The 25,999-nt window shown below is 36.7% G+C and carries 21 protein-coding genes; 7 read left to right on the top strand and 14 right to left on the bottom strand.

Annotated features, from left to right (window positions below; genetic code table 11):
* Positions 1–18: 18 nt before the first annotated feature.
* Together HN014_RS08835 and HN014_RS08830 are read right to left on the bottom strand one after the other, a co-directional pair.
* Positions 19–1,344 carry a RagB/SusD family nutrient uptake outer membrane protein gene (locus HN014_RS08835; RefSeq protein ID WP_176028518.1) on the bottom strand — a complete coding sequence of 442 codons (1,326 nt, stop codon included), beginning with the start codon at positions 1,342–1,344 and terminating at the stop codon, positions 19–21.
* A gap of 11 nt (positions 1,345–1,355) precedes the next feature.
* Complete coding sequence (locus HN014_RS08830; RefSeq protein WP_176028517.1) at positions 1,356–4,337, bottom strand: SusC/RagA family TonB-linked outer membrane protein; 2,982 nt, start codon at positions 4,335–4,337, stop codon at positions 1,356–1,358.
* Between the two features lie 345 nt (positions 4,338–4,682).
* Here HN014_RS08830 and aspS point away from each other — a divergent pair, with 345 nt between their 5' ends.
* The 4 genes from aspS to HN014_RS08810 all read left to right on the top strand — a co-directional run bounded on the left by aspS (position 4,683) and on the right by HN014_RS08810 (position 9,084).
* Complete coding sequence (aspS, locus tag HN014_RS08825; protein WP_176028516.1) at positions 4,683–6,431, top strand: aspartate--tRNA ligase; 1,749 nt, start codon at positions 4,683–4,685, stop codon at positions 6,429–6,431.
* Positions 6,432–6,562: 131 nt separating this feature from the next.
* A complete protein-coding gene (locus tag HN014_RS08820; RefSeq protein WP_176028515.1) occupies positions 6,563–8,347 on the top strand; it encodes a chloride channel protein in 1,785 nt (594 codons plus the stop codon).
* 32 nt (positions 8,348–8,379) lie between these two features.
* Positions 8,380–8,628 carry a hypothetical protein gene (locus tag HN014_RS08815; protein WP_176028514.1) on the top strand — a complete coding sequence of 83 codons (249 nt, stop codon included), beginning with the start codon at positions 8,380–8,382 and terminating at the stop codon, positions 8,626–8,628.
* Between the two features lie 258 nt (positions 8,629–8,886).
* On the top strand, positions 8,887–9,084 hold the full coding sequence (locus HN014_RS08810) for a cold-shock protein (protein ID WP_176028513.1): 198 nt from the start codon (positions 8,887–8,889) through the stop codon (positions 9,082–9,084).
* A gap of 50 nt (positions 9,085–9,134) precedes the next feature.
* Here HN014_RS08810 and HN014_RS08805 read toward each other — a convergent pair whose 3' ends face one another.
* The 4 genes from HN014_RS08805 to HN014_RS08790 all read right to left on the bottom strand — a co-directional run bounded on the left by HN014_RS08805 (position 9,135) and on the right by HN014_RS08790 (position 13,196).
* Entirely contained in the window at positions 9,135–9,902 is a 768-nt protein-coding gene (locus tag HN014_RS08805; protein ID WP_176028512.1) for a carboxypeptidase-like regulatory domain-containing protein, read from the bottom strand.
* Positions 9,903–10,025: 123 nt separating this feature from the next.
* Positions 10,026–10,697, bottom strand: a complete 672-nt coding sequence (locus HN014_RS08800; protein WP_176028511.1) for a PolC-type DNA polymerase III — start codon at positions 10,695–10,697, stop codon at positions 10,026–10,028.
* Positions 10,698–10,732: 35 nt separating this feature from the next.
* A complete protein-coding gene (locus HN014_RS08795) occupies positions 10,733–12,652 on the bottom strand; it encodes a DUF294 nucleotidyltransferase-like domain-containing protein (RefSeq protein WP_176028510.1) in 1,920 nt (639 codons plus the stop codon).
* A 94-nt stretch (positions 12,653–12,746) separates the two neighbouring features.
* Positions 12,747–13,196 (bottom strand): nucleoside deaminase, encoded by a 450-nt coding sequence (locus HN014_RS08790; protein ID WP_176028509.1) that lies wholly within the window; start codon positions 13,194–13,196, stop codon positions 12,747–12,749.
* A 421-nt stretch (positions 13,197–13,617) separates the two neighbouring features.
* Here HN014_RS08790 and HN014_RS08785 point away from each other — a divergent pair, with 421 nt between their 5' ends.
* On the top strand, positions 13,618–15,402 hold the full coding sequence (locus HN014_RS08785) for a 1-deoxy-D-xylulose-5-phosphate synthase (protein ID WP_176028508.1): 1,785 nt from the start codon (positions 13,618–13,620) through the stop codon (positions 15,400–15,402).
* 48 nt (positions 15,403–15,450) lie between these two features.
* Here the strand turns inward: HN014_RS08785 and HN014_RS08780 are convergent, their stop codons facing one another.
* The 4 genes from HN014_RS08780 to HN014_RS08765 all read right to left on the bottom strand — a co-directional run bounded on the left by HN014_RS08780 (position 15,451) and on the right by HN014_RS08765 (position 21,872).
* On the bottom strand, positions 15,451–16,794 hold the full coding sequence (locus tag HN014_RS08780; protein WP_176031070.1) for a deoxyguanosinetriphosphate triphosphohydrolase: 1,344 nt from the start codon (positions 16,792–16,794) through the stop codon (positions 15,451–15,453).
* A gap of 129 nt (positions 16,795–16,923) precedes the next feature.
* Positions 16,924–19,383: a ribonucleoside-diphosphate reductase subunit alpha gene (locus HN014_RS08775; protein WP_176028507.1), complete on the bottom strand. Its 2,460-nt coding sequence runs from the start codon at positions 19,381–19,383 to the stop codon at positions 16,924–16,926.
* A 308-nt stretch (positions 19,384–19,691) separates the two neighbouring features.
* Entirely contained in the window at positions 19,692–20,669 is a 978-nt protein-coding gene (locus HN014_RS08770; protein ID WP_176028506.1) for a ribonucleotide-diphosphate reductase subunit beta, read from the bottom strand.
* A gap of 636 nt (positions 20,670–21,305) precedes the next feature.
* Positions 21,306–21,872: a DUF3109 family protein gene (locus tag HN014_RS08765; protein WP_176028505.1), complete on the bottom strand. Its 567-nt coding sequence runs from the start codon at positions 21,870–21,872 to the stop codon at positions 21,306–21,308.
* A gap of 122 nt (positions 21,873–21,994) precedes the next feature.
* On the opposite strand from HN014_RS08765, the gene HN014_RS08760 reads away from it, so the two are divergent.
* Positions 21,995–22,600: a MarC family protein gene (locus HN014_RS08760; RefSeq protein ID WP_176031069.1), complete on the top strand. Its 606-nt coding sequence runs from the start codon at positions 21,995–21,997 to the stop codon at positions 22,598–22,600.
* Between the two features lie 70 nt (positions 22,601–22,670).
* A complete protein-coding gene (locus tag HN014_RS08755) occupies positions 22,671–22,865 on the top strand; it encodes a hypothetical protein (RefSeq protein ID WP_176028504.1) in 195 nt (64 codons plus the stop codon).
* 12 nt (positions 22,866–22,877) lie between these two features.
* Here HN014_RS08755 and HN014_RS08750 read toward each other — a convergent pair whose 3' ends face one another.
* The 4 genes from HN014_RS08750 to HN014_RS08735 form a co-directional block, all read right to left on the bottom strand.
* Entirely contained in the window at positions 22,878–23,183 is a 306-nt protein-coding gene (locus tag HN014_RS08750) for a hypothetical protein (RefSeq protein ID WP_176028503.1), read from the bottom strand.
* Between the two features lie 16 nt (positions 23,184–23,199).
* Positions 23,200–24,783 carry a S41 family peptidase gene (locus tag HN014_RS08745; protein ID WP_176028502.1) on the bottom strand — a complete coding sequence of 528 codons (1,584 nt, stop codon included), beginning with the start codon at positions 24,781–24,783 and terminating at the stop codon, positions 23,200–23,202.
* Complete coding sequence (locus HN014_RS08740; RefSeq protein ID WP_176028501.1) at positions 24,784–25,215, bottom strand: dCMP deaminase family protein; 432 nt, start codon at positions 25,213–25,215, stop codon at positions 24,784–24,786. It abuts the gene before it with no gap.
* Positions 25,216–25,298: 83 nt separating this feature from the next.
* Complete coding sequence (locus HN014_RS08735; protein WP_176028500.1) at positions 25,299–25,883, bottom strand: HupE/UreJ family protein; 585 nt, start codon at positions 25,881–25,883, stop codon at positions 25,299–25,301.
* Between the last annotated feature and the right edge of the window lie 116 nt (positions 25,884–25,999).

The raw sequence follows: 25,999 nt of genomic DNA, 5'->3' as shown, positions 1-25,999 counted from the left end.
AATACTCCAATTAATTTCTTAGTTGTTTTCTGATAATGGTACCGGAAACACATTAAATATCTGATCTCCTGTTCTATCAATAGGTAACGTATCAGACAAGTCATAACGTCTCAGATCATACATTCTGTGATTCTCACACCACAATGAATACCTACGCTGATTCAGCATTTCTGTTGTTAAGGCATCTGCTGTCTGTGCTCCACTATAATCAGGAAGTCCAGCCGCATTTCTAATTACATTAAGAGCTGTTTCTGCTTCTCCCAGATCATTGGCTAAAATATTTGCTTCTGCATAAACCAATATCAATTCTTCATTTCTTACGATATCAATTGGTGCCACATTAGATGCATACAATCTGGTTTCATGGGTTCCACTAAGATCATCCTGTGTTGTTGGATCTGGTCGTACGGCCGTTTTTTCGGTTACTCTCGTATCTCCTGCTTCTGCTTCGGTAATCCAACTATCATGTACAATAATCTGGTCCCCGTTATTAGGTTTTTCTGCCGATTCTGATGGCACTTTGAATACCGGATTAGCACGATCTCCCCCTCCAAGACCAAAACTAAATCTTGGTCCTTCCTTAAGATCTCCACTCAAATTAAAAAAGGAATCATTTAGTGCTGTCAGAGCAGCATTCCCATCTCCGGAATATACTGCTGCAATAGCTGCTATTGCACGGTTAAATTCGATGAATTTTTCTGGTGTATTATAACTATGACTTAACGAAAATTCAAAAGCATCTCCTGCTCCTTCCAAATTTGTTTTTGCCTCATCAAGCAACGATCTTACTTCTGTAAGAACCGCAGCTTCTTCCAGTATCGCTCCCAGGTTATTGGGGTCAGAAACATCTACTCTTGCCTTTCCATAAGACTTAACCAACTGAATTAATTCATACGCTATCATCGTCTTGGCAAATCCCAGGTATCCTGCTTTTTCCTGATCATTTACTGCTGTGGTATTGGCTATAGCATCGATCAGCAAGTTTGCATTTTTAATACAATTGTAACTTCCAGTCCACTGAGAAGTACTGTAAAAAGAGTTATTATCCAGACTTATTCCATTTTTACCTAATAAATCTCCTGTATTTCTGGGGTCTGCATCAAACACATAAAACTCTCTTGCCATAGTTCCACTTGCGGTTACTTCAACTCCCATTCCGTTTCTGGAAGTCGACTCCACTCCTACGGCAATTTCATTTAGCTGTGTTTTAGAAGCATTACTCAACACTCCTTCTACACTAGGTCCATTAGGATCTACCACCTCATCAATAGTACATGAGGTGACTGTTATAGCAAAAGCTCCTACTGCTATGTATTTTATTGTATTTTTTAGAATATATTTCATCACGCTTACTATTAAAAATTAACATTTAGGTGTAAGTAATATTGTTTTGAACTAGGGAATGGTGTTACCTCAATTCCACTAGATAAACCTGCTCCACCATTTACAGAAACCTCAGGATCGTAACTACTATAGTCCGTAATTGTAAACAAGTTTCTTCCAGACAATCCTAGTTTAATATCACTTACCACTTCTCCGAACCAACTTTTAACTTGTTGTGACGGGAATCTGTAATATATTGCCGCTTCTCTTAATCGCACATAGCTGGCATCTTCCACAAAACGCAAAGCATTTGCTGCAGAAGCCAATCGTGCCTGTCCTTCCGGGGTTTCCAAATCTGAACTAGTTTTTCCTAAATCGGTAAGAAATCTCGACAAGTTCAGGTTATCTCCTCCTTGTTTCCACTGCAATAGGAATGACAGATCTAATTGCTTAAACAAAGTAAACTGGTTATTGAAAGACATCTGAAAATCAGGTTCTACATTCCCTACCTGCTGTAATTCTCCGTCAATATTCCCTACTAATTGCGTTACTGGTTTTCCTTCTTCTATATAAAAAGTCCCTAATCCTGTACCGAAACCAGCTCCGTTTTGAGCAAAAGCAGGAACATCTAGCCTGGTTACTTCAGATCGGTTTAAGTAAAATTGAACTCCGGTGTTCCATCGAAAGTTTTCCTGATCAAAAACATCCCCTCGAAGGGCTAATTCCAACCCATAGTTTCTCAGATCTGCCAGGTTGGTTGTTTCTCTGGTAAATCCAGCAGATGCAGGTAGCGCCCTTGATAAGATCAAATCTCTAACCGTCTTATTATAGTAGGTAGCTTCAAGAGTTAGGTTTTGTAATATTCCCATATCGAACCCTACCTCAAATTCCGTTGCGGTTTCCGGCTCTACATTTGGATCTCCTTTGAGTCCAACTATAGAAACACCTCCGTTACCTCCAGTATTAGAAGTTCCTAAGCTAGTAAACGTAGCTCCAAATGCTGCAGGGTTTCCTGTCTCTCCATAAGCTGCTCTAAACTTTAACTGATTAATAGCATCCAAGCTCCAAAAATCGAAGTTGGTTAAATTAACTGCTAACGAGGCTTTTGGAAATCCGTAAAGCTTATTAGGATCTCCATTTCTGGATGACTTGTCCAATCGATACCCCAAAGTAGCAATAAACTGATCTTTATAATTTCCTTCTACCTGAGTAAAATACCCAAAATCTTCTTCCTCTGAAATAAACTGATCAATCACCTGATTCACTGATTGATCTACATTGGTCTGCCCGGCTGTTAATTGTGACCCTCTGCTATTAACCAAATTTCCTTCTTGTTTTAAATAGGTAACCCCTAATTGTGTCGTTATATCTAATGCATCGGGAATCGCCTGTACATCCCATACTCCAATAGCCTGAGAGTTAAACTGTGTAAAGTTGTTTTTCCCCTGTGCAATAAATCCTCCTTGTCCTCCTATTTGTGCTTGATGGGTCTCTGGTACATATACATAGGTTTCATTCGCCAAGTAATCTACCCCTCCGTTTACGATAAAACGCACCCGGTGAATATCATTGGTAAACAATTTAGTATTTAATTTAAATCCCTGGATAATTCTGTTGTTACTATCTTCATTCTTTGCCTGATCTCTTACAAAAATGGGGTTTCCTGAATAGTTAGGGTTATTAGGATAATTCCCATTTGCATCCGGAAATAAGTTGTTCCAAGGTCTGGTAAATGCCAAGGTATACCCATAACTCAATCCTCCTTCGTTTTCATTTCCTGTAAAACTACGACTGGAATTACTTCTCACGTAATTAGTCGTAGAGGTAAAATCAAATACATCCGAAATTCTATGATCAATATTCGCTCGCAGCGAAAGACGATCAAATCCTGTATTTTGTATAATTCCTTCTTCATCTCTATAGGATCCTCCTACATAAAACTTTGTTTTTTCATTTCCTCCGGTAGCACTAATCCTCGTATCTGATATAAACCCAGTATTTCCATAAATCTCATCTTCATAATCAAACAGTTTTCCATTAGCTGCAATAGTATTTTTAAAAGCTTCAACTTCTGCTTCTGCTGCGGCTCTTGATTTTGCTTCTGCAGCTGGATCATCTGGATTAGGAACAAAAAAAGCATCAAACACACTTTGTTCTGTCCAGGGTCTTAGCCCTAATTTATTCTGAATTACGTTAAACCCACTATCCTGACTAAAGCTAATTTTTGTCCTTCCTCCTTTACCTCGTTTTGTGGTAATAATCACAACTCCGGCATTTCCTCTTTGCCCATATATCGCTGCTGCAGAAGATCCTTTTAAAACCTCTATATTTTCAATATCATTCGGATCTAAATCCGCTAATCTATTTGCTGCATTTTCTTCATTTCCTCTGTTTCCTCCGGAAGCAAATCTCAAGCCCGAAGGTATCTCCACATTATTCACATACACTCCATCTACAATAATCAACGGTTGATTGTTTCCATTAATAGAAGATATCCCCCGTAAACGCAATGCAAATCCTCCTCCTGGTGCTCCAGAAGATGATGTAATATTAACCCCCGTTACTTTCCCATATAAAGCTCCGTCTACGGTTGTCTGCCCTGTATTTCCTACAAGTTCCTCGGAGGTAACCGTGGAAACTGCATTGGCCAGATTACTTCGTTTTACCGAAGATGCTAACCCGGTAACAACTACCTCATCTAAAGATTCGGAAGACTCCGTCACCTGAATAGTGATCGGTCCAGCAGTAGTTACATTCACAAATTTTGTAGAAAACCCTAATGCAAATACTCTTAATTTTACGGGTAGTTTTGCTACTTTAAGACTAAAATTACCATCAATATCTGTAGCGGTTCCATTATTGGTTCCATCTTCCACTACATTCATAAATGAGGCCCCTACACCTGCATCTACATTGACTACTTTTCCTGTGATGGTTTCCTGCGCAAACATTAACACAGGCAGAAAAAATAGCAATAGCAAAGCCCCCTTGCTACGGTTTGTTTGTTTTTTCATAATAACCTATTTTAAATTTTCATGTTAAATCTATTAAATTATTATTAAAAAATTACTCACCACACCTAACATTTGTTAGTTTTTTGTGTTAAAAATTAACATAACACCATTAAAAACATTAAAAAGACAAAAATTTAACTTGTCCAAAATTCCCAAAATTTCTTCTAAAAAAACACTTTATACTCACTATTCAGAAACTCTATTTTTACTACTAAACTACCTCGCCACAAATACATGAAGTGATCCATTGGAAATGATTTTTAATTTCGAGACAAGTCTAAGGGCATTCAACTCTCGATTATCGGGTAAATCTTCTTATTTTTGCAGCTTTAATACTAAGTAACTATGTACAGAAGTCATTCTTGCGGCGAACTACGCTCTTCAGATATCAATACAGAAGTCACTCTTGCCGGGTGGGTTCAAAAAATACGTGATAAAGGATTTATGATATGGGTCGATCTTCGAGATCGGTATGGTATTACACAATTGATATTTGATGAGGAAAGAACTCCCAAGGACGTTACTGAAAAAGCGAAAAAGCTGGGACGTGAATTTGTTATTCAGGTAAAAGGGAATGTTATTGAGCGGGAATCTAAAAACGACGCCATTCCTACTGGAGCCATAGAGATTTTAGTAAAAGAGTTAACCGTTCTTAATGAAGCACTGGTTCCTCCTTTTACAATTGAAGATACTACAGACGGAGGAGAAGACATCCGAATGAAATACAGGTATCTGGATATTCGCAGAAATCCGGTAAAAAACAACCTACTGTTTCGTCATCAGGTAGGTATGAAGGTAAGAAACTACCTATCTCAAGAAGGTTTTATTGAAGTAGAAACTCCTTACCTTATCAAATCTACTCCCGAAGGGGCACGAGATTTTGTCGTTCCATCTCGAATGAATGAGGGGCAATTTTACGCACTTCCTCAATCTCCTCAAACTTTCAAACAGTTATTGATGGTCGGAGGGATGGATAAATATTTTCAGATTGTAAAATGTTTTAGAGACGAAGATCTACGAGCTGACAGACAACCGGAATTTACACAGATTGACTGTGAAATGGCTTTTGTAGAACAGGAAGATATTCTTTCTATTTTCGAGGGGCTAACCAAACACCTTCTCAAAGAAATCAAAGGAGTGAACATCACAGAATTTCCAAGAATGACCTATGATGAAGCAATGAAGACCTATGGAAATGACAAACCTGATATCCGTTTCGGGATGAAATTCGGAGAACTAAATGCTATTGCACAACACAAAGATTTCAAAGTATTTAATGAGGCTGATTTAGTAGTAGCTATTGCAGTTCCCGGTGGGGCTTCATATACCCGAAAGGAAATTGACAAACTCATTGACTGGGTAAAAAGACCGCAGATAGGCGCCCAGGGCATGGTATATGTAAAATATAATGAAGATGGTAGTTTTAAATCTTCTGTAGATAAATTCTACGATCAGGAAGACTTAAAAAAATGGGCAGAAAAAACAGGAGCAGTTCCTGGAGATCTGATCTGTGTACTATCAGGAGAGGCTAATAAAGTACGTTCGCAATTAAGTGCACTTCGTATGGAACTGGCAGAAAGATTACAGCTTAGAAATCCTGAAGAATTTGCCCCCTTATGGGTAGTCGATTTTCCATTACTGGAGTGGGATGAAGAAACAGAGAGATATCACGCAATGCACCACCCGTTTACCTCTCCAAAACCGGACGATATTCCTTTACTAGATACGAATCCCGGAAAAGTAAGAGCTAATGCATACGATTTGGTTCTGAACGGAAACGAAATCGGAGGTGGATCTATTCGTATCCACGATAAGGAAACACAAGCGTTAATGTTTGACCATTTAGGGTTTACTCCTGAAGAAGCTAAAGCACAATTTGGTTTCCTAATGGATGCTTTCCAATATGGAGCTCCTCCTCACGGAGGAATTGCTTTCGGATTTGACCGACTGGTTTCAATTCTGGGTGGACAAGAAACCATTCGCGACTTTATCGCCTTCCCCAAAAACAACAGCGGAAGAGATGTAATGATCGACGCTCCTGCCAATGTGGACAGCGAGCAACTAAAAGAACTAAACATCAAATTAGATCTATAAAAAACGATCCCGCCTTATCCGGCGGGATTTTTTTTCATATCGATTAGCAGATCTCCCTGAAGGCTGCTATCTTTATATATTTCCTTTTTATACCAATACGAATTGTATATTGTTCTGGTAGCAGTTATCATATGGGATCATCAAAAAAGAACATATTATATCGTTTTCTTATCTGGAGATATCGACATATCTCCAATAAAAATTTTATTCTATTACTAAGTATTCTTGTTGGTTTTCTTTCGGGATTAGGAGCTGTTTTCCTAAAAAACAGTACCCACTTACTACAGGACATTCTGGAAAGTGATATTATCTCCTGGCAATCTTCCTTTTATTTTATTATTCCTGTTGCCGGTCTTTTTATCGTCTTTACTCTCACAAAGTACTTGTTCAGAAAAGAAATTACTTCGGCAATCCCTTCTATTCTTTTTTCCTTATCCAAAAAAAATGGTATTATGAAACATATGGAATCATATTTTCCATTACTTCTTGCTCCTATTACTGTTGGATTTGGTGGTTCTGTTGGGCTTTTGGGACCTGCTATCGGATCAGGAGCTGCCATCAGTTCGAACATCAGTACATTATTCCACATGGATAGAAAAACAAGAATTCTGTTGATCGGGTGTGCTGCAGCCGGAGCTATTTCTGCTGTGTTTAAATCCCCTCTGGCTGGATTGGTCTTTGCTGTAGAGGTCTTTAGTCTGGATCTCACACTGGTTTCTTTACTACCATTACTTCTCGCCTCTGTTTCTGCAATTATCACTTCCTACTTTTTTCTAGGGGATGAAGTATTGTTTAAATTTGAGGTATTAGAAACTTTCAGCATCTATGATACTCCTTTTTACATTTTGTTAGGTATAGGAACCGCTTTTGCTTCTATTTACTTCACCAAAATGTATTTCGGCATTATGCGATTTTTCAATCAGTTTTCGAACAAATTACATCGCTTATTAATCGGAGGAATTGCCATTGGAATCATGCTATATTTTATTCCCAACTTATATGGAGAAGGTCTGGGGTTTATCAACAATTTATTGCACGAAGATCATGTTACCGCCTTGGGAAAAACTCCGTTTGATATTCCCAAAAGTAATATTTGGGTGGCTATTGCACTCCTTTTTGGGATCACTATTTTCAAAGCAATCGCAATGACCACTACTTTTGCTGCAGGTGGTTGTGGAGGGATCTTTATCCCAACTATGGTAATGGGTAGTGCCTTAGGCAATGTGGTTTCTAAAGTGATTAATAATCTAGGAATCGGAATACAAGTATCTGAAGCCAACTTCACCCTTCTAGGAATGGCTGGTCTGATTGCAGGAGTACTACATGCCCCATTAACATCCATCTTCCTAATTGCAGAAATTACTACCAGCTACGAACTCTTCGTCCCCCTAATGATCACGGCTGCTATCTCTTTCAGCATTTCCAGAAGTAGTGTTCATTATACAATATACACCCGGGAACTGGCCGAAAAAGGAGAACTCCTTACTCATAATAAAGATCAAACAGTTCTTAACCTTCTAAATATAGAAAGCATTGTAGAAACGAATTTTATCTCCGTACTTCCCAATCAAACACTGGAAGAACTACTCCATAAAGCAGTTGCTAAATCCAACCGAAATATTTTTCCCGTAGTAGATGAACACAATGCTCTTTTAGGAATTGTATTACTAGATGATATCCGGGAGATCATGTTTGATACCAAGCTTTATAAAACCACCACTGTAGAAATGTTAATGAGACAAGCAGAAGAAGTTATACAACTTGAAAAAGATGCTGCCAAAACAGTTATGAAAAAATTTCAAAATACAGGAGCCTGGAATCTTCCTGTTCTCAAAAACGACCAATATTATGGATTTATTTCTAAATCAAAACTCCTTACCGTATATAGAAGAAAGTTGATTAATTTTACCCGATAAAAAAAGCATAGAAAAACAGCAATACCAGACCTATGAAATATATAATTCGTTTTTTATTCATCGCAGTAACTATCGGAATCGGCGTAGGTTACTACTTCAAAAACACAGGAAATCACCCTACAGGGGATAAATGTATTGGCATTAGTATTCTCATCGCTTCCTTTCTTCTTATGCCTCTTTTTATCTACCACCGATGGAAAGATAAAAAGGTAAAAGATTACATGCTTACTGATGAGAATTTAAAAAAGATGAGAGATTTTAATTCGGACGAAAAAAAGTAAGTCGCCTCAGAACGCTCCTTACAGGAAACAAAGAAAATTCCAAAACACGCAACACTCAATTATCGGACAAAATCCCTGAAAACAAGTTCATAAGATTTAGCACCGCAAACCTTAATTTCGAATCTCTCTTCAAGGCTTTAAAATCTTGCTTGATGAACCAACAAAAACATTTTTTTAAAAAATATTTACTTTTTTATAACAACACTTCCCATAATTAAGCCTACCTTTAAGACTATATTAAAATCATTATCACACAAAATGGAAGGAACAGTTAAATTTTTTAATGAGTCAAAAGGTTATGGATTCATTACAAACGACGAAACAGGAAAAGACATCTTTGTTCATGCATCTGGACTTAACGGAGAAGCTCTTAATGAAGGGGACAAAGTAGCGTATGACGAAGAAAAAGGAAAAAAAGGAACTATTGCAGCCAGAGTAAGAGTACTCCACGGCTAACAAAATATAATTTACAGTTTCAAATCATAAAGCTCTGTTATTACAGGGCTTTATTGTTTGCGATAATGTGCTGCCATCTTTATACAATACTCCAAAACAATCAGCTGATCGGGATGTCTGAATACTTCCTGAGTTCCGGGCTGACTATGAATATACGAAACAAATGATTCGTACTCCCCCTCAGGTATTCCGATTTTATGTATCACAAACTGTTTATCATATATCGCTGAAAGAGGGATAAACTTCTTTGGTCTTTTCTTTTTCTTCTTCTTTTTCTTTACAAAACCTGCCACCAGCTTTCCTATTGCTATAAAATTCAAAGGCGTAGCTACAGTCCCATCACTAAATACCTGATTTTTTACCGGAGATTGCGCATCATCCTTAACTACAGGCATAGCACGAATCACCTCTTCAGCATTCCACAAAGGAAAATACTGTTCATATGTCTTTATATTTTTTGCATCTTCTTCTAATTGTCCACTGAGTTTTTGATCTGACAATAATACCGGATCTAATTCATTTACATTTTCACGTAATAAAACATCTAAACGTTCCTCCATTAGTTCTTTACGGGTAATCTTTATCTTTTTAGTTACATATTGTATCGCAGAAAAAGAAAGAGTATCTCCTGCTGCTGCTATTAACTGATATCGTCCGTATTCATCCGTAATTCCTCCTTCTTGTCTGGATAGGTTCAGCACATGAACTCCTGATAGCTTCTGTTGATTAGACATAACAACTCCCTGAATCAGGTGTTGTTCCTGAGACCACACTTGTACAGCATATAGCAATACTATAAAAAGGATTCTTTTTTTCATAAAGCATGGATTGTTCCCATAAAGACTTTATAAAAAGCAAGAAATTACACCTTCCTTAGTACCACTAATACATCACCGTATATTACAACAGCATTTTTACCTCTAAGAATCTAATGGCTCTGCTTATTTTATTCGAAAGAGTCCTTTCATTGATACTTTCCCATTCTTTTTAAGCTTTCCAAGTATTTTTAAAAAAGCTATGGCTGTAATAAACGCATCTCCTGAAGCGGTATGCCTGTCACTTTTGGATATTTTCAGATCCATACACAACTCATCCAAACTATAATGCTTCTCCGGATCATGCATCGTATAAATTTTATGCTTCGTTTTACGGAACAAGACACTTGTATCCAATAGTTTATTTTTTAATTTCCCCAGTTCATGTCGTTTTAATGCAGCATTGATCATTTTCTTATCAAACTCTGCATGATGCGCTATCAAAACAGCATCCTGCACATAGTCTAAAAATAATTCCAATGCTTTCTTTTCGGAAACTTTATCATATTTATGATTTTTCCTGATCTCATGAATAGCCACTGTTTCCGATTTAAAAACTTCCTGTTCTAAATACAATTCTAACTGATCCGAAACATTAATCGCCTTTCCTTTTACAGCAACAGCTCCAATAGACAAAATTCGATCTTCTTTGTAATTAAAACCAGTGGTCTCTGTATCAAACGCAATGATTCGCTCTTCTTCGACTTGCTGATACTTTCTTTTTTTATCAAAAAGCCGTGCGTAATCCTTCCAAAAAACAGGAACTTCTTTTTTATTTTTTTGCTGCCAAAGCCTCATTACTTATAAAGATATCAAATTCATTTTACACCAAATCACATATATGCATTTAAATGAAATCTATGCTTTAACAATTCCTGAATATCCCGTATTGGCTTAAAACATCTTTTAAGTCTCAGTTTATCTGCTTTACTTAGTTGATTCAGCTGAATAAATCGTCCTGAATCCTGATGAATCAACCCTTGCTTGGTTCTGAACTTAATCAATACCCGAAATGCCTTTCCACAACTCTCAAAAAGTTCTTTGTTATTAGGTTCTAAAGTTGCCAGTTTCTCATACCTGAGAATTGTATTATTCACATTTTTCAGATTGTAATACAGCCCTAATATTCTCGCGGCATCAATAAGAACCATCATCGCTCTGGTTTTGATATCAAAAGAATCTTTATGTTCTCCGTTCTGCTCCACCAGAAATTGTTTAAAAAACCCAAGCGGTGAAGGTTTATCTAAGGCACTAACTCCTAATAAACTCAAAAAGCGATTGCTTTTATTCACCCCTTCAAATACTACATCTGATAATCGATCAGCCAGGGTTGGATCACCATACAGGTGATGAAAATCAAAAAAAATAGACGACAACAAAGTACCTTCTTCACTCGGTTTGGTCATCCAGCTTTCGAATTGCTCTTCCCACTTGGATAGCGACATACACCATCGAGGATTACTCGCCATCATTTCTGCCGGGCAGTATTCAAATCCTACCGAATGCAACCCTTTGGTTATTTCTGTAGCCAATACCATAAAATAATGCTGGGTTGCTTCATAATCTTTCTCCGCTACATCTTCAAAAACAATCGCATTATCCTGATCTGTCAATAACAACTGCTCCCGTCTCCCCTGACTCCCCAGAACCAAAAAACCAAATTGTACCGGAGGAGGAACTGACATCTCTTGAATCGCAAGATCAATCACACGTGTAATCACCGCATCGTTAATCTCCGAAATAATATTCAGAATGTGGATGGTAGAAATATTCTGCTCTAAATACTGCTCCAACAATTTTTCTGTTTGCTGTCGTATATATCGAAGCTGTTTTATCTGTTTTACCCGTTTTGTCTCTTTTATTAAAACCGATGGGTTATTCCCAAAAGAAACGACCAAATCGTGATCGGTCAAAATACCAATCAATTTACTATTTCGCGTACCATCTTTGGTAATACACAAATATCCTATTTCATTTTTGATCAATGCGATTTGCGCTTCTACAATAGTGAGGCTTTTGGCATATGTAACCACAGGAGATGTCATTATCTCCCCTACAGAAGCATGAATTGGGAATTCTCCGGTTGCAATTTTAACCCGAAGGTCCCGGTCTGTCACCATCCCTAGCGGATACATTTCACTACTAACTGCAATAATACAACTCACCCTGTACTTTGCCATTTTTCTAGCAATATCCTGTACTGTATCGTCTATGGAACAGGTCACTGGCTTTTTGCGATACGAAACACTTCGCAATGATGATAAGTCCTTTGCTGCTTCTAATGATATCGTATTATCTACTTTTTGCCCTTCTTCATTCTCCGTATAGTAATTTCTGGCATGAGACGCGAACGTCTCTAACAAAAAACGATTAACCTCTGTATTTTTTTGAATAAAAGGATCAAAGACCTTCGCCGGAATTGCATAGACAATGGATTCTTCATCTGCTCTTGCTGACATGCGATAATTCTTCTTTATAATCATAATACGCAAGCCAAACATATCTCCCACATCACACACATCGACCAGATTAGCATCTTCTGCACCTCCTCTATACAATCCTATAGCTCCTTCCCGAACAATATAAAACTCATCATGACATGGTTCTTCTTGCCGAAAGATATATTCTTTATTCTCTACATACAGCACCCGAATTTGCTTTGCGACTTCTAACAAGTCTTCTTTTTGAAATTTTTCGAAAGGAGGGAATTGTTTTAAAAAATCCTGAATTCTTTCTGCAATTGTATTTTTCATGATGTATGCTTCCTATATGAGTTTTTAACGTCCAGGAATTACCTGAGAATAAAAGTTTGTACAAAAGGTGCTCTCAGGACTATCCTTTGAGGTATTAATTAAGGTTCCTTTTCTCGATGAAGAAACGCTTGAGAATAGCACTACATTCTTCTTCCATAACGCCTCCTTCCATGGTAGTTTTTGGGTGCAATTTTGTTCCCATTTCAATACATCCTCTCTGATGATCTCTAGCTCCGTAAACAATCCTTCCTATCTGACTCCAATAAAGGGCTCCAGCGCACATCTGACAAGGTTCTATCGTTACGTACAATGTGCATTCTTTGAGGTATTTTCCTCCCAGGTAATTTGCTGCAGCTGTAATTGCCTGCATTTCTGCATGGGCTGTCACATCATTCAATAACTCGGTAAGATTATGCGCCCTGGCAATAATCCTATCTGCTACAACCACCACCGCTCCTATCGGAATTTCTCCTTTTTCATACGCTGCTTCAGCCTCCATCAACGCTTTTCTCATAAAATGTGCATCATCAAATGGGTCTAACATATTTTTCTTCTTTATTTTAAAAAACGGAGAGTTTCCCCTCCATGGTTGTTCCTCAAAATGCCGACCCTAACAAACTCACAACAGTTCTCCCTCATCCAGAAAGGCTTTCTATTAAGAAACAGACATTAATTCGAAAATAAGTTCCCAGAGTATCCACATCTCGATTATCGAGTAAATCTAAACAAATTCAGCTTGCCAAACAACGATACACTTCACTACAAAACATTCTCATCACAAGTCTCCTACAAAAATCTTCTGCCGATAATAAGCTATATTCCTCTGCTCTTATATAATCCGCAACTTCTCGTCAGCTCTTATTACAAAAGATTACAAGAAAACATCTTAAAAATGATATTTTTGTACTAGCAACTATTTTTATAAACTCCGCATAGTTTATTATGTTTAATCAAAATATCATCTGGTGAAAGATTCTTTACTTTCGCATATTGAGTCTCCCGAAGACCTTAGGAAATTAACTCTCGAACAATTACCTCTATTAGCACAGGAGTTACGCGATTTTGTCATTAACATTGTCGCTACTAAAGAAGGTCATTTAGGGGCTAGTCTGGGAGTTGTAGAACTCACTATAGCGCTACATTATATTTTTAATACTCCTGAAGACTTATTGGTCTGGGATGTAGGACATCAGGCATACCCTCATAAAATCCTGACTGGCAGAAAAGACGTGTTCCACACAAACCGACAGTACGATGGCATTAGCGGTTTCCCAAAAAGGAGCGAAAGCATATATGATACCTTTGGTGTCGGTCATTCTTCTACTTCTATTTCTGCGGTTTTAGGAATGGCTATTGCATCAAGGCTACAAGAAAATCTACAAAAACAACATATTGCTGTCATTGGAGATGCCTCTATTGCCAGTGGAATGGCTTTTGAAGGGCTTAATCACGCTGGAGTAACAAATACCAATATGCTGGTTATTCTCAATGACAATGCCATTGGTATTGATCCTAGCGTAGGCGCCTTAAAACAATATTTAACCAAGGCAAAAGTAGGGTTCAAACCCAGAACAGATAATATTATAGAAGCACTTAACTTTGATTATTTTGGTCCTGTTGATGGTCATGACCTTCCTAAATTATGCGAAACTCTGGAACAGTTAAAATCTATTAACGGTCCCAAACTATTGCATATTATAACAACAAAAGGCAAAGGATTAAAACAAGCAGAGGAAAATCAGGTTACCTACCATGCTCCTGGAAAATTTGATGCAAGAACAGGAGATCTCATTCCTAAAAGTAACAAGAAACAACCTCCTAAATTTCAGGATGTTTTTGGCTACACTCTAGTGGACCTTGCCAGAGAGAATAAAAAAATTGTCGGAATCACTCCTGCTATGCCTACGGGAAGTTCTCTGAAATATATGATGGAGGAGATGCCAGAGCGGGCTATTGATGTTGGAATTGCAGAACAGCATGCCGTAACATTGGCTGCAGGAATGGCAACACAGGGACTAATTCCTTTTTGTACAATTTATTCCACTTTTTTGCAACGAGCCTACGACCAAGTTATTCACGATGTTGCCCTACAAAACCTGCCGGTAGTCTTTTGCGTAGATCGTGCTGGTTTGGTTGGAGCAGACGGTGCTACACATCATGGAGTATTTGACATTGCTTATCTCAATTGTATCCCTAACATACTAATCGCTGCTCCAGGAGATGAAATCGAATTGCGAAATTTACTATATACTGCTTCATTAGGACTACCACATCCTATAGCTATCCGATATCCCAGAGGCAGGGGGGAAATTATTGAATGGAGGAAACCCATGAAAAAAATCACTGTCGGAAAAGCAAAACAACTGACAACCGGAACAAGCATAGCCATTCTATCTACCGGAACAATCCGAAGAAATGTAACAAATGCTATCCAGCAGATCAGCACCCCTACTGAAGTCGCACATTACCACTTCTGCTTTATCAAACCCCTGGATCAACCCCTTCTAGATCATATTTTCTCTACTTACAAAACAATTATTACGGTAGAAGATGGAGTTATTAAAGGCGGTTTCGGCAGTAGTATTCTCGACATGGCAAATCAATCAACATATTCTCCTGATATTACTTCTTTAGGGATCTCTGACGAATTCATCCATCACGGAACTATAGAAGAACTCCATCAATATTGTGGGATTGCTACTGAAGGGATTACTAAAACAATCAGAGAAAAGCTACATTACACCTCATAATACAGATAAAAAAAACAGCCAATGTTAATTGGCTGTTTTCTCTATATTTTACACCTTAAGTCCTCTTATTTTTTGATATTTCAACAGTGCATTTCCATCTGTCAGACTCGCCACATAATTACTAATACTAATCAAACGGGTGTATAAATTTTCATTCTTATAATCAAAATTCCCTTCTTCGGATTTTAGAATAAGTTTATCATAATTAGAACTCGCCCCGGTATGATAATGAGTTGCCGCAGTACAATATCGATCCAAAAGGGTTGCCAGAATCTCATATCCTGCAATTTCTTTTTCGATCACCTCCTGACTTTGATATATTTTATCTCTGCTCAGTTGCAATATATCTTCAATCTGAGCTTCATACCTGCTTTTTTCTATCAAAGCCTGATGAAATTCCCCTGATAATATTTTTTCTTCATTCGCTATAAAAACACTTGCCGCCTCTTGTATAAGCGTGTTAATCGCTAAGGCTCTTAAATAACTTAAGCGATCTGCTGTGGAAGAAAGGCTATTGTACTTAGCGGTATTAATCGCTCCTTTTACCAAATTAATTAAATATTCTAAAGCATACTCCTCTTCTATCAACCCCAGATTAATCCCATCTTCAAAGTCAATAATAGTATAACAAATATCATCTGCTGCTTCTACCAGAAACGCTAATGGATGCCTACAATAGGTATATTCATCTTCAATTTTTCTTTTTATCAGCCCCACTTCTGCAGCGACATCTTCGAAAAAAGAACGTTCACTCTGAAAGTATCCAAATTTTTTATGAGCGATCTCCTTCGTTGGTTTTTTAGGCAGTGATTCTTTTGGATATTTTGTAAAAGCTCCCAAGGTTGCATAAGAAAGTCGCAATCCTCCTTCTACTCCTTCTCTGGACTCTGTAACAATCTTAAATCCATTTGCATTTCCCTCAAAATCGATAAGATCTTGATATTCTTTTGGTGTCAAAGAAGATTTATACTGCTTTCCTGCTCCTGTTTTGAAATACTCCCCAATTGCTTTTTCCCCCGAATGTCCAAAAGGTGGATTTCCAATATCATGTGCCAAGGATGCTACAGCTACTATCGCTCCGAAATCATTTACCTGGTACCCGTGTTCTTCTTGCAAGTACGGATGTTTTTCCAGTATTTTTTTCCCTACCACTCGCCCCAATGAACGCCCTACAACAGACACCTCCAAACTATGTGTCAATCGCGTATGCACAAAACTAGTTTTTGATAATGGAATCACCTGTGTCTTATCCTGCAAGCTTCTAAAAGCCGAAGAAAAAATAATTCTATCATAATCTACTTCAAACCCCAATCTGGTTTCGTCCTGATCTTTTCGAAGTCGTTTATTCGTATCTCCATATCGTTTTAAGGATAGGAGTTGTTCCCATTTCATCATAATTTTTCAAAAATTCGAAGATACAAAAAAGGGAAGTTTTCTAGCGATAACTTCCCTTTTTGTCATTTAAAAAATCGGTTCCCAACGTATTAGGAAATCTTCACAAAATACATTTGTCGTAATATATTAGGATCCACACATTAAACAATCATCTCCTTCTGCAGCTTTTGACTGCTCTATAATAGCTCGTAGTTCTTCTGGTGTTAATGCTGTTCCTTCTGGCACCACTGCTGGCTGTTCCTTTTTAGCTGTTTCTTTTTCTAATACCTGTGCAGCCGCTGCAGCTACTTTTTCTGATTGTGTAGGCTCTTCTTTCGGCTTGCTTTTTAAGGTAAACTTAATTGCATCTACTGCCGATTTTGTTCGCAGGTAATACATTCCTGTTTTTAATCCGCTCTTCCATGCATAGAAATGCATTGATGTTAATTTAGCCATTGTAGCTCCCTCCATAAACAGATTCAAAGATTGTGACTGATCAATGAAGTACCCTCTATGTCTGGACATATCGATAATATCCTTCATACTCATTTCCCAAACAGTCTTATACAATTCTTTAATATCCTGCGGAATAACATCTATATTCTGAACAGATCCGTTTGCTCTCATAATAGCATCTTTCAGGTCATCATTCCACAAATTCAATGCTACTAAATCTTCTAATAAATGTTTATTTACTACGATAAATTCTCCTGAGAGCACCCGTCTTGTATAAATATTACTTGTATAAGGCTCAAAGGCTTCATTGTTTCCTAAAATCTGAGACGTAGAGGCTGTTGGCATTGGCGCTACTAACAATGAATTTCTCACTCCATGCTCCAATACTTCCTTACGCAATTCTTCCCAATTCCATCGTCCACTTAACTCTTCATCTTTAATCCCCCATAGGTTATGCTGAAATTCTCCTTTGGAGATTGGTGATCCTTCATAGGTCTGATATGCTCCGTCAACCTTAGCTTCTTCCATAGAGGCTGTCACAGCTGCAAAGTATAAGGTTTCAAAAATTTCCTGATTTAGTTTCTTTGCCTCATCACTGGTAAATGGTAATCTCAGTTTAATAAAGGCATCTGCCAATCCCTGAACTCCCAATCCGATAGGTCGATGGCGAACATTCGAATTTTCAGCTTCTTTTACCGGGTAATAATTTCTATCAATTACTCTATTCAGGTTTTTAGTAACCCTCTTGGTAATTCTAAATAATTCTTGATGATCAAATGCCCCATCTTTCACAAACATTGGTAATGCGATAGAGGCGAGATTACATACTGCAATTTCTTCCGGGCTGGTATATTCTAAAATTTCCGTACATAGATTAGAAGAGCGAATAGTTCCCAGATTCTGTTGATTGGACTTGCGGTTTGCTGCATCTTTATACAACATATATGGTGTTCCAGTTTCAATCTGAGATTCCAGTATTTTCTCCCACAGTTCTCTAGCCTTAATCGTTCTTCTTCCTTTCCCCTGTTCTTCGTATGCCAAATATTGTTTTTCAAATTCTTCGCTATGAAGATCGAATAAGCCCGGACATTCATTAGGGCACATCAGCGTCCATTCTGCATCATCCTGTACTCGTTTCATAAACAAATCTGGAATCCACATTGCATAGAACAGGTCTCTTGCCCTCATTTCTTCTTTTCCGTGATTTTTTTTCAGATCCAGGAAGTCAAAAATATCCGCATGCCATGGTTCGACATAAATCGCAAAAGATCCTTTTCTCTTTCCTCCTCCTTGGTCCACATATCTAGCAGTATCATTAAACACCCGAAGCATCGGAACAATCCCGTTTGAAGTTCCATTTGTTCCCGAAATATAGGATCCTGTAGCACGGATATTATGAATAGATAGTCCGATTCCTCCTGCTGACTGAGAAATTTTAGCAGTTTGTTTTAGCGTATCATATATTCCATCGATACTATCTTCTTTTGTCGTCAAAAGAAAACACGATGACATTTGTGGTTTAGGAGTTCCTGCGTTGAACAATGTAGGAGTAGCGTGTGTAAAATATTTCTTAGACATCAACTCATAAGTTTCTATCGCCGCATCCAGGTCTCCTAAATGAATTCCGATAGAAACCCTCATCAACATGTGTTGAGGTCTTTCTGCTATTTTACCATTAATTTTCAACAGATATGACCTCTCTAAGGTTTTAAAACCAAAATAATCATACCCAAAATCTCTATTATAGATAATAGTAGAGTCAAGCTTTTCTTTATTTGCCATGATAACCTCATATACATCATCCGCAATTAAAGGTGCTTCTTTTCCGGTTCTCGGGTTTACATATTCATATAAATCTGTCACTACATCCGAGAATGTTTTTTTGGTATTTTTATGTAAGTTAGAAACAGAGATACGAGCCGCTAATTTTGCATAATCCGGATGTGTTGTGGTCATGGTTGCTGCTATTTCTGCAGCTAAATTATCCAATTCACTAGTGGTAACACCATCATACAACCCCTCTATCACTCTCATCGCCACCTTAACCGGATCCACTAACGGATTAAGACTATAACAAAGTTTTCTTACCCTTGCGGTAATTTTATCAAACATTATGGGCTCTTTTCTCCCATCTCTTTTTACTACATACATACGCTACTTTTTTAATTCTTCTTCCTACTGAAGAAATCCTACTATATTTTACCCTTCTCCGTAAAGGCTTTATTTCCAAACAACTACAATTAACTGTTTTTACATAAAGCAATACAAAGTCCTTTTTGATTTTTATGAAATCAAAAAATATCCTACTATTTTTTCTTTATTTCGTTGACTTTTACCCTTAAAATTGTGTTTATACAAACACTGCTATAACATCAAACTGAGCTAACCTATTCAACGGAAGTAGTTAGTCGGATCAGCTCAGAATGAATATTCTTTATATTAATGCGAAGTGATTTTTATTAAAAATCTGCATCAAAACTAATTTTATCTTCTCCGGATTCTTTATTTAGAACTCCTGCTTTTTGATATTCAGAAACTCTCTTCTCAAAAAAGTTGGTTTTTCCCTGAAGAGAAATCATATCCATAAAATCAAATGGATTCGACACCCCGTATTCTTTTTCGCAACCTAATTCTACCAAAAGTCTATCAGTTACAAACTCTAAATACTGTGTCATCAGTTTACCATTCATTCCGATCAGACTTACCGGAAGTGATTCTGTAATAAATTCCCTTTCTATATCTAAAGCATCAACAAGTATTTCTCTTATTTTTTCCTTAGGCACTTTATTGATCAAGTGATTATTATGCAAATGCACTGCAAAATCACAATGCACTCCTTCATCTCTGGATATTAACTCATTAGAAAACGTTAGCCCTGGCATCAGTCCTCGTTTCTTAAGCCAGAATATAGAACAAAACGCCCCTGAGAAGAAAATCCCTTCAACAGCTGCGAATGCTATTAAGCGTTCTGCAAAAGAATCTGACTCTATCCAGTTTAATGCCCAATCCGCCTTTTTTCTAATAGCTGGGAAATTATCGATTGCTTTAAAGAGTATATCTTTTTCTTTTTCATCCTTCACATATGTATCTATCAACAATGAATATGTTTCGGAGTGAATATTTTCCATCATTATCTGAAACCCATAAAAAAACTTGGCTTCAGTATACTGCACTTCACTAACAAAGTTTTCTGCCAGATTTTCATTTACAATTCCATCAGAAGCTGCAAAGAAAGCCAGAATATGCTTAATAAAATATCGCTCATCATCAGTCAGCTTTGTCGTCCAATCCGTAATATCCTGATGCAAATCAATTTCTTCTGCCGTCCAGAAACTTGCTTCTGATTTTTTATACCACTCCCATATATCATGGTGCTGTATCGGAAAAATAACAAATCTATCTTTGTTTTCTTGTAAGATTGGCTCTACGACACTCATCTACCTTTTTTTAATTGTAATTGTTGTAAAATTCTATTGCTATTAGGATAAAACAAAGATCAAAAATTGTGAGAAAAAATCCAGCAAAAACCCATAAACGTTTTCAACAAAGTTTTCAACACGAGGGAAGTTCTTACAAAAACAAACAGTCAAAAAGACACATAGCCAATATACTGTTTATCAGTATATTAAATTTTTAACCCTTAAGACAAATAGCTATATTCATAATACTCAAAACCTTATGTTTTTCACTAGTTCAGCGCTCTTTTTTAGTGGTTTTTTCAATTTATTAAAAAAACATAAATTACGGGTAAACCGTAGTGTTGAAAAAGTGGTTTTTATCGATAAAAAAACCTCATTTTTTTTCATAAAAAAGCAAAACGCCATAAAAAAAAGTGTTTATCCTTACCAAATCAACAGCAATGATTACAAAAAAAACACACTATAACATCAATTGTTTTTTTTACAAGTTCATCACAACAAAAATATAATGCATTAAAACCTATAATCATTGATATTTCGCATCAGATTTAGACACGAGAAACAGCCTTGATAGTACATAACCAGAAAACTCTCTTATCGAAAATTAGTTGGTTGTAAAAATAAAGAGAAACAAATAGTTGAGTAATACTGTTTTTATTCAAAGTTTTTCGCTACTTTTTCCAGTTCTTGATACCAGTCCTGACCAAATTTCCTGATAAGTGCCTCTTTTACAAATTTATAGACTGGAACCTGAAGTTCTTTCCCTAATGTACAGGCATCATCACATATTTCCCATTTGTGATAATTTACTGCAGCAAATTCTGTATATTCCTGAACTCTAACAGGATACATATGGCATGAAATTGGCTTTTTCCACTGAATATCTCCTCGATTATAAGCTTCTTCTATCGCACATAATGCCATTCCTTTATCATCAAAAATAACATATACACAATCTGCTCCATTAATCAGAGGAGTTTCTAGCTCTCCTTCTTCCGTTTCTATATGGGTTCCCTGCACCTCTATCGCTTTAATTGCTTCTTCTCTCAGGTATGGTTTCACGAATGGGTACACTTCTTTTAAACGATCTACTTCTGTAGATTCTAAAGGAGCACCTGCATCTCCATCTATACAGCAAGTCCCTTTACAAGCTGATAGATTACAAACGAAGTCTTTTTGGATAATATCCTCCGAAACAATGGTCTTTCCTAACTGAAACATGCGGCAAAGATACTTCTAAAAGCATCAAAAAATAAAGTTTATTTTTCTTTTTATTATACATTTACATATCGGCACGAAAGGATTCTACTATATTTGTTTCACTAAAACGTAATATCATGAATATGGAACTAAGAGAAATATTTTCAGCATTCACAAGAATTGATTTTAAAGAAATAATTACCGCCAGTATGGTATTATTTGCTGTAATAGATATTATTGGAAGCATTCCGATTATCTTGGATTTACGTAAAAAAGTAGGACATATACAAAGCGAAAAAGCTTCTATTGTTGCTGCTTTACTAATGATTGTTTTCCTATTCCTGGGAAAAGAAATTTTAACCCTCATAGGTATTGATGTCAATTCTTTTGCTGTTGCTGGTTCATTTATCATCTTTTTCTTAGCGATCGAAATGATCCTCGGAATACAACTATACAAAGATGATGAACCGGAAACTGCTGCGGTTGTTCCCTTAGCTTTCCCGTTAATCGCAGGAGCAGGAACCATGACGACATTGCTTTCATTACGCGCAGAGTTTTTTCCTATTAATATTGTAATCGCGATACTGATCAATATCATTTTTGTATACGTGGTACTAAAATCTTCAGGGATTATAGAACGTTTTCTGGGTAAACAGGGAATTAACGTTATCAGAAAAATATTTGGTGTTATCCTTCTAGCAATTGCTGTGAAATTATTTGCTGCTAATATTAAAGGATTATTCTTATAAAACACACTTAGTTCTTGAAAATGAAAACCATTTTCAGTCAACAATAAAAACCACAGTATTATAACAACATATGAAATATTTTATCTATTTACTTATCACTCTGGCAGCTGGTTTATTGATATACAATACAACGATGCTTGATTTTGACAATCTTTTTTCCGGGGATAGCAAAACGGCTGTTATCGGGATTTTAGCTTCTGCCTGTGCTATCTTATTAATGGTAATCCTTCTTATATCGAGAGCCGTGCAAGAAAAAGCAAAATAAAGCAGAGAACTATCAAAAAGCTAAAAAGTAAGCTATAACTACCGGGGGAATTGACACTAATACGAGAATCATAAAAAAATTATGTAATCTTCTAAACATAAGTGCTTTCCCCAACATTTTTTTTAGTTTTTGATCCTCAGTATCATCAATACATTTTTTTATGACTTCACCGGAGACATAAGAAGAGGTTACTAGGATATCGTGTTTTAAAAAGATAGAAGCACTGTTATCCAACAACCTAAAAGCAACCGCCATCACGAAGAATAAAAGAGGGGAACACAATGCTACTACTTCTAAATAACCTTCGAATCCTGACATACTTTATTATTTGTTTTTATTCTTTTTTACTTAATTCCAACACCTTATTAATCATTTTATCATCCTGGTTAAGGATCTCTTCAAATACATTTTTATCAAACAACTGTTCTGCTATTATAGCTCTAAGATACTTCTTTAATTGGTCTCTATACCCTACAAGGTTCAATTCTACTCCTTTTTTTTCGGTGTACGACAAGAAATGATCGACAAATGAATTATCTACGACAAATTCTTTTGTAAAATTTTCTTTCGAAAGACTATTGTAATAAGCTCTTTTTTTATCCAACTCTTCAAAAACATATCTAGCGATATATCCAGACCGAAGCATATATTCCAATGTTTCTCCTACTCTGGTGGTATCCTTACTAACAAAGACATCAGGAATAATCCCTCCTCCTCCATATACAATTTTCCCCCCTGGTGTCCTAAATCGTAAAGAATCAGCTACCTGGATACTATCCGCATGTTGTAATTCCCCATTCTTATACCGTTCCATATATTCCTTGAAATAAGCTTCATTTCCGTTTTTATATGGTTTTTGTATAGACCTTCCTGTAGGAGTATAATATCTTGATATGGTCAATCGCACTGCACTTCCATCTCCCAATGCCATTTCTCGCTGTACTAGTCCTTTGCCATAAGACCTTCTCCCTACGATAACCCCTCGATCATTATCCTGTAAAGCACCTGCTAAAATCTCACTGGCTGAAGCAGAATTTTCATTGAGCAAAATATAAATCCCTCCTGTTTCAAAATCCCCTTCATCAGTTGCATAACTATTATCAATTGCTCCTTTTTTATTTTTTGTAAACATCATCAAGGTCTCATCAACCAGAAATTCATCAGCAATTTTCAGGGCAGGAGCAATAAAACCTCCTCCATTATCTCTAAGGTCCAGGATGAGCTCTTTCATATTATTTTTTTGAAGCTCCTTCAATGCTTCTTTAAATTCCTTATAAGTAGTTTCTGCGAACCTGTTAATTTTTATATACCCCACATTTTCATCAACCATATAAAAAGCATCTACACTTTGTATAGGAACTCTTCCCCTTTTTACCACTACATCAAAAATCCCTGTTCCCCTTCTGTAAACCTTTAACTGTACCTGACTGTTCAGCTCCCCTTTGAGTTTATCTGCCAATTTATCTCGCACCAAACGCTCTCCATATAAGGTATCTTGTCCTGCCATTAATATACGATCCCCTGCCTTTATCCCAGATTTTTCACTGGGACCACCTTTAATCGTATTGATTACCGAAATAGTATCTTTATAAGAATAATAACTCACTCCAATTCCTATAAAATCTCCTTGCATGTTCTCAGTAATTCCTTCTAATTCTTCTGAGGGGATATAGACAGAATGTGGATCCAAATTCTCCAGAATCCTATTAACCGTAACTTCTACAATACTATCCGTATTAATCTCATCTACATACTCATAGTCAATGTAATCAATAAGCCTGTTTAGTTTTTCTTTTTTAGGGTTATAAGAAAAAAGTCTGGAAGAGGAAGCTCTAAAATCCAACTTACTTCCGAGAAAAACACCAACTCCCATAGCTACCCCTATAAGTAATGGCGTATATTTTTTTGAATATCCCATTTAATCCTCTAACTCTTTTATTTGTTCTATAACTACTCCTGCTTTCTCCAAAAATTTCAACCCTGAATTATCTTTATAGTCCGACTGATACACCACCCGTTCTATTCCTGCCTGGTGGATCAGCTTACTACATTCTTTACAAGGAGATAAAGTAATATACAGCGTTGCTCCTTTGCATGATTGTGTAGACGAAGCCACTTTTAAAATTGCATTTGCTTCTGCATGCAACACATACCATTTGGTATACCCTTCTTCATCTTCACAAGGGTTTTCAAAACCTGTAGGTGTCCCATTAAATCCATCAGATATAATCATACGATCTTTTACTATGACTGCTCCTACTTTTTTTCGGGAGCAATGAGAAAGTTTCCCCCATTCTCTGGCAATTCTCAGATATGCCTTATCATACTTGAGCTGTTTATTATTTGACATACGTCTTTTCTCCTCTAAGGTTAATAATTAAAATACGAAGATATTATGACTATGTGTCAAATACAACCTTAACAAACTGTAAATTACCATATTTTATTGGAAATAATCATAGGAATCACCATTCCTATTACGATTGAAGATATCACAAGAATCCAGTCTCTCTTTGAAAATCTAAAAACAGTCTGGATTATAAAACTCAATAAAAGTACTATAAAAACAACTACTATCTGGGCTAACTCCACACCTAGCGCAAATTCAATCAACGGTAATGTCTTACTACTAACATTACTACTAATCACATTAAAATAATTAGAAAACCCCAGTCCGTGAATAATACCGAAAAACACTGTAGTTGCATACAGAACTCCTACTTTCTCATATTTATTGGAATTACTTGCCGTAAAAACATTAAACAGTGCGGCAAAAAATATAGTTATTGGAATTAAAAATTCGACGAGACTAGCATTGACTCGAACCACTCCATACACCGAAAGAAATAACGACATGGTATGCCCCAAGGTAAAAAGGGTGACTAATAACAATACTTTTTTCCAGTTAGAAAATGTATATGCAACTGTTAATACAATAAGGAATAGAATATGGTCATAAGCATTCCAATCAAGTACGTGATAAAAACCTAGTTTTAGGTAAAGCCAAAAATCTGACATGTTTTAAAGTTTTGAGGTGGCGCTAAAAGTACAATTAAAAAAACAAAAGCTAAAGCACCAAAGAATGCGCTTTTTTTAACATCCCTTTTTATGCACTTTATAGGATCTCATATGTC

This window comes from Aquimarina sp. TRL1 (assembly GCF_013365535.1).
GTDB classification, from domain to species: Bacteria; Bacteroidota; Bacteroidia; order Flavobacteriales; family Flavobacteriaceae; genus Aquimarina; species Aquimarina hainanensis.
This window is presented reverse-complemented; position numbering and strand designations above follow the sequence as displayed.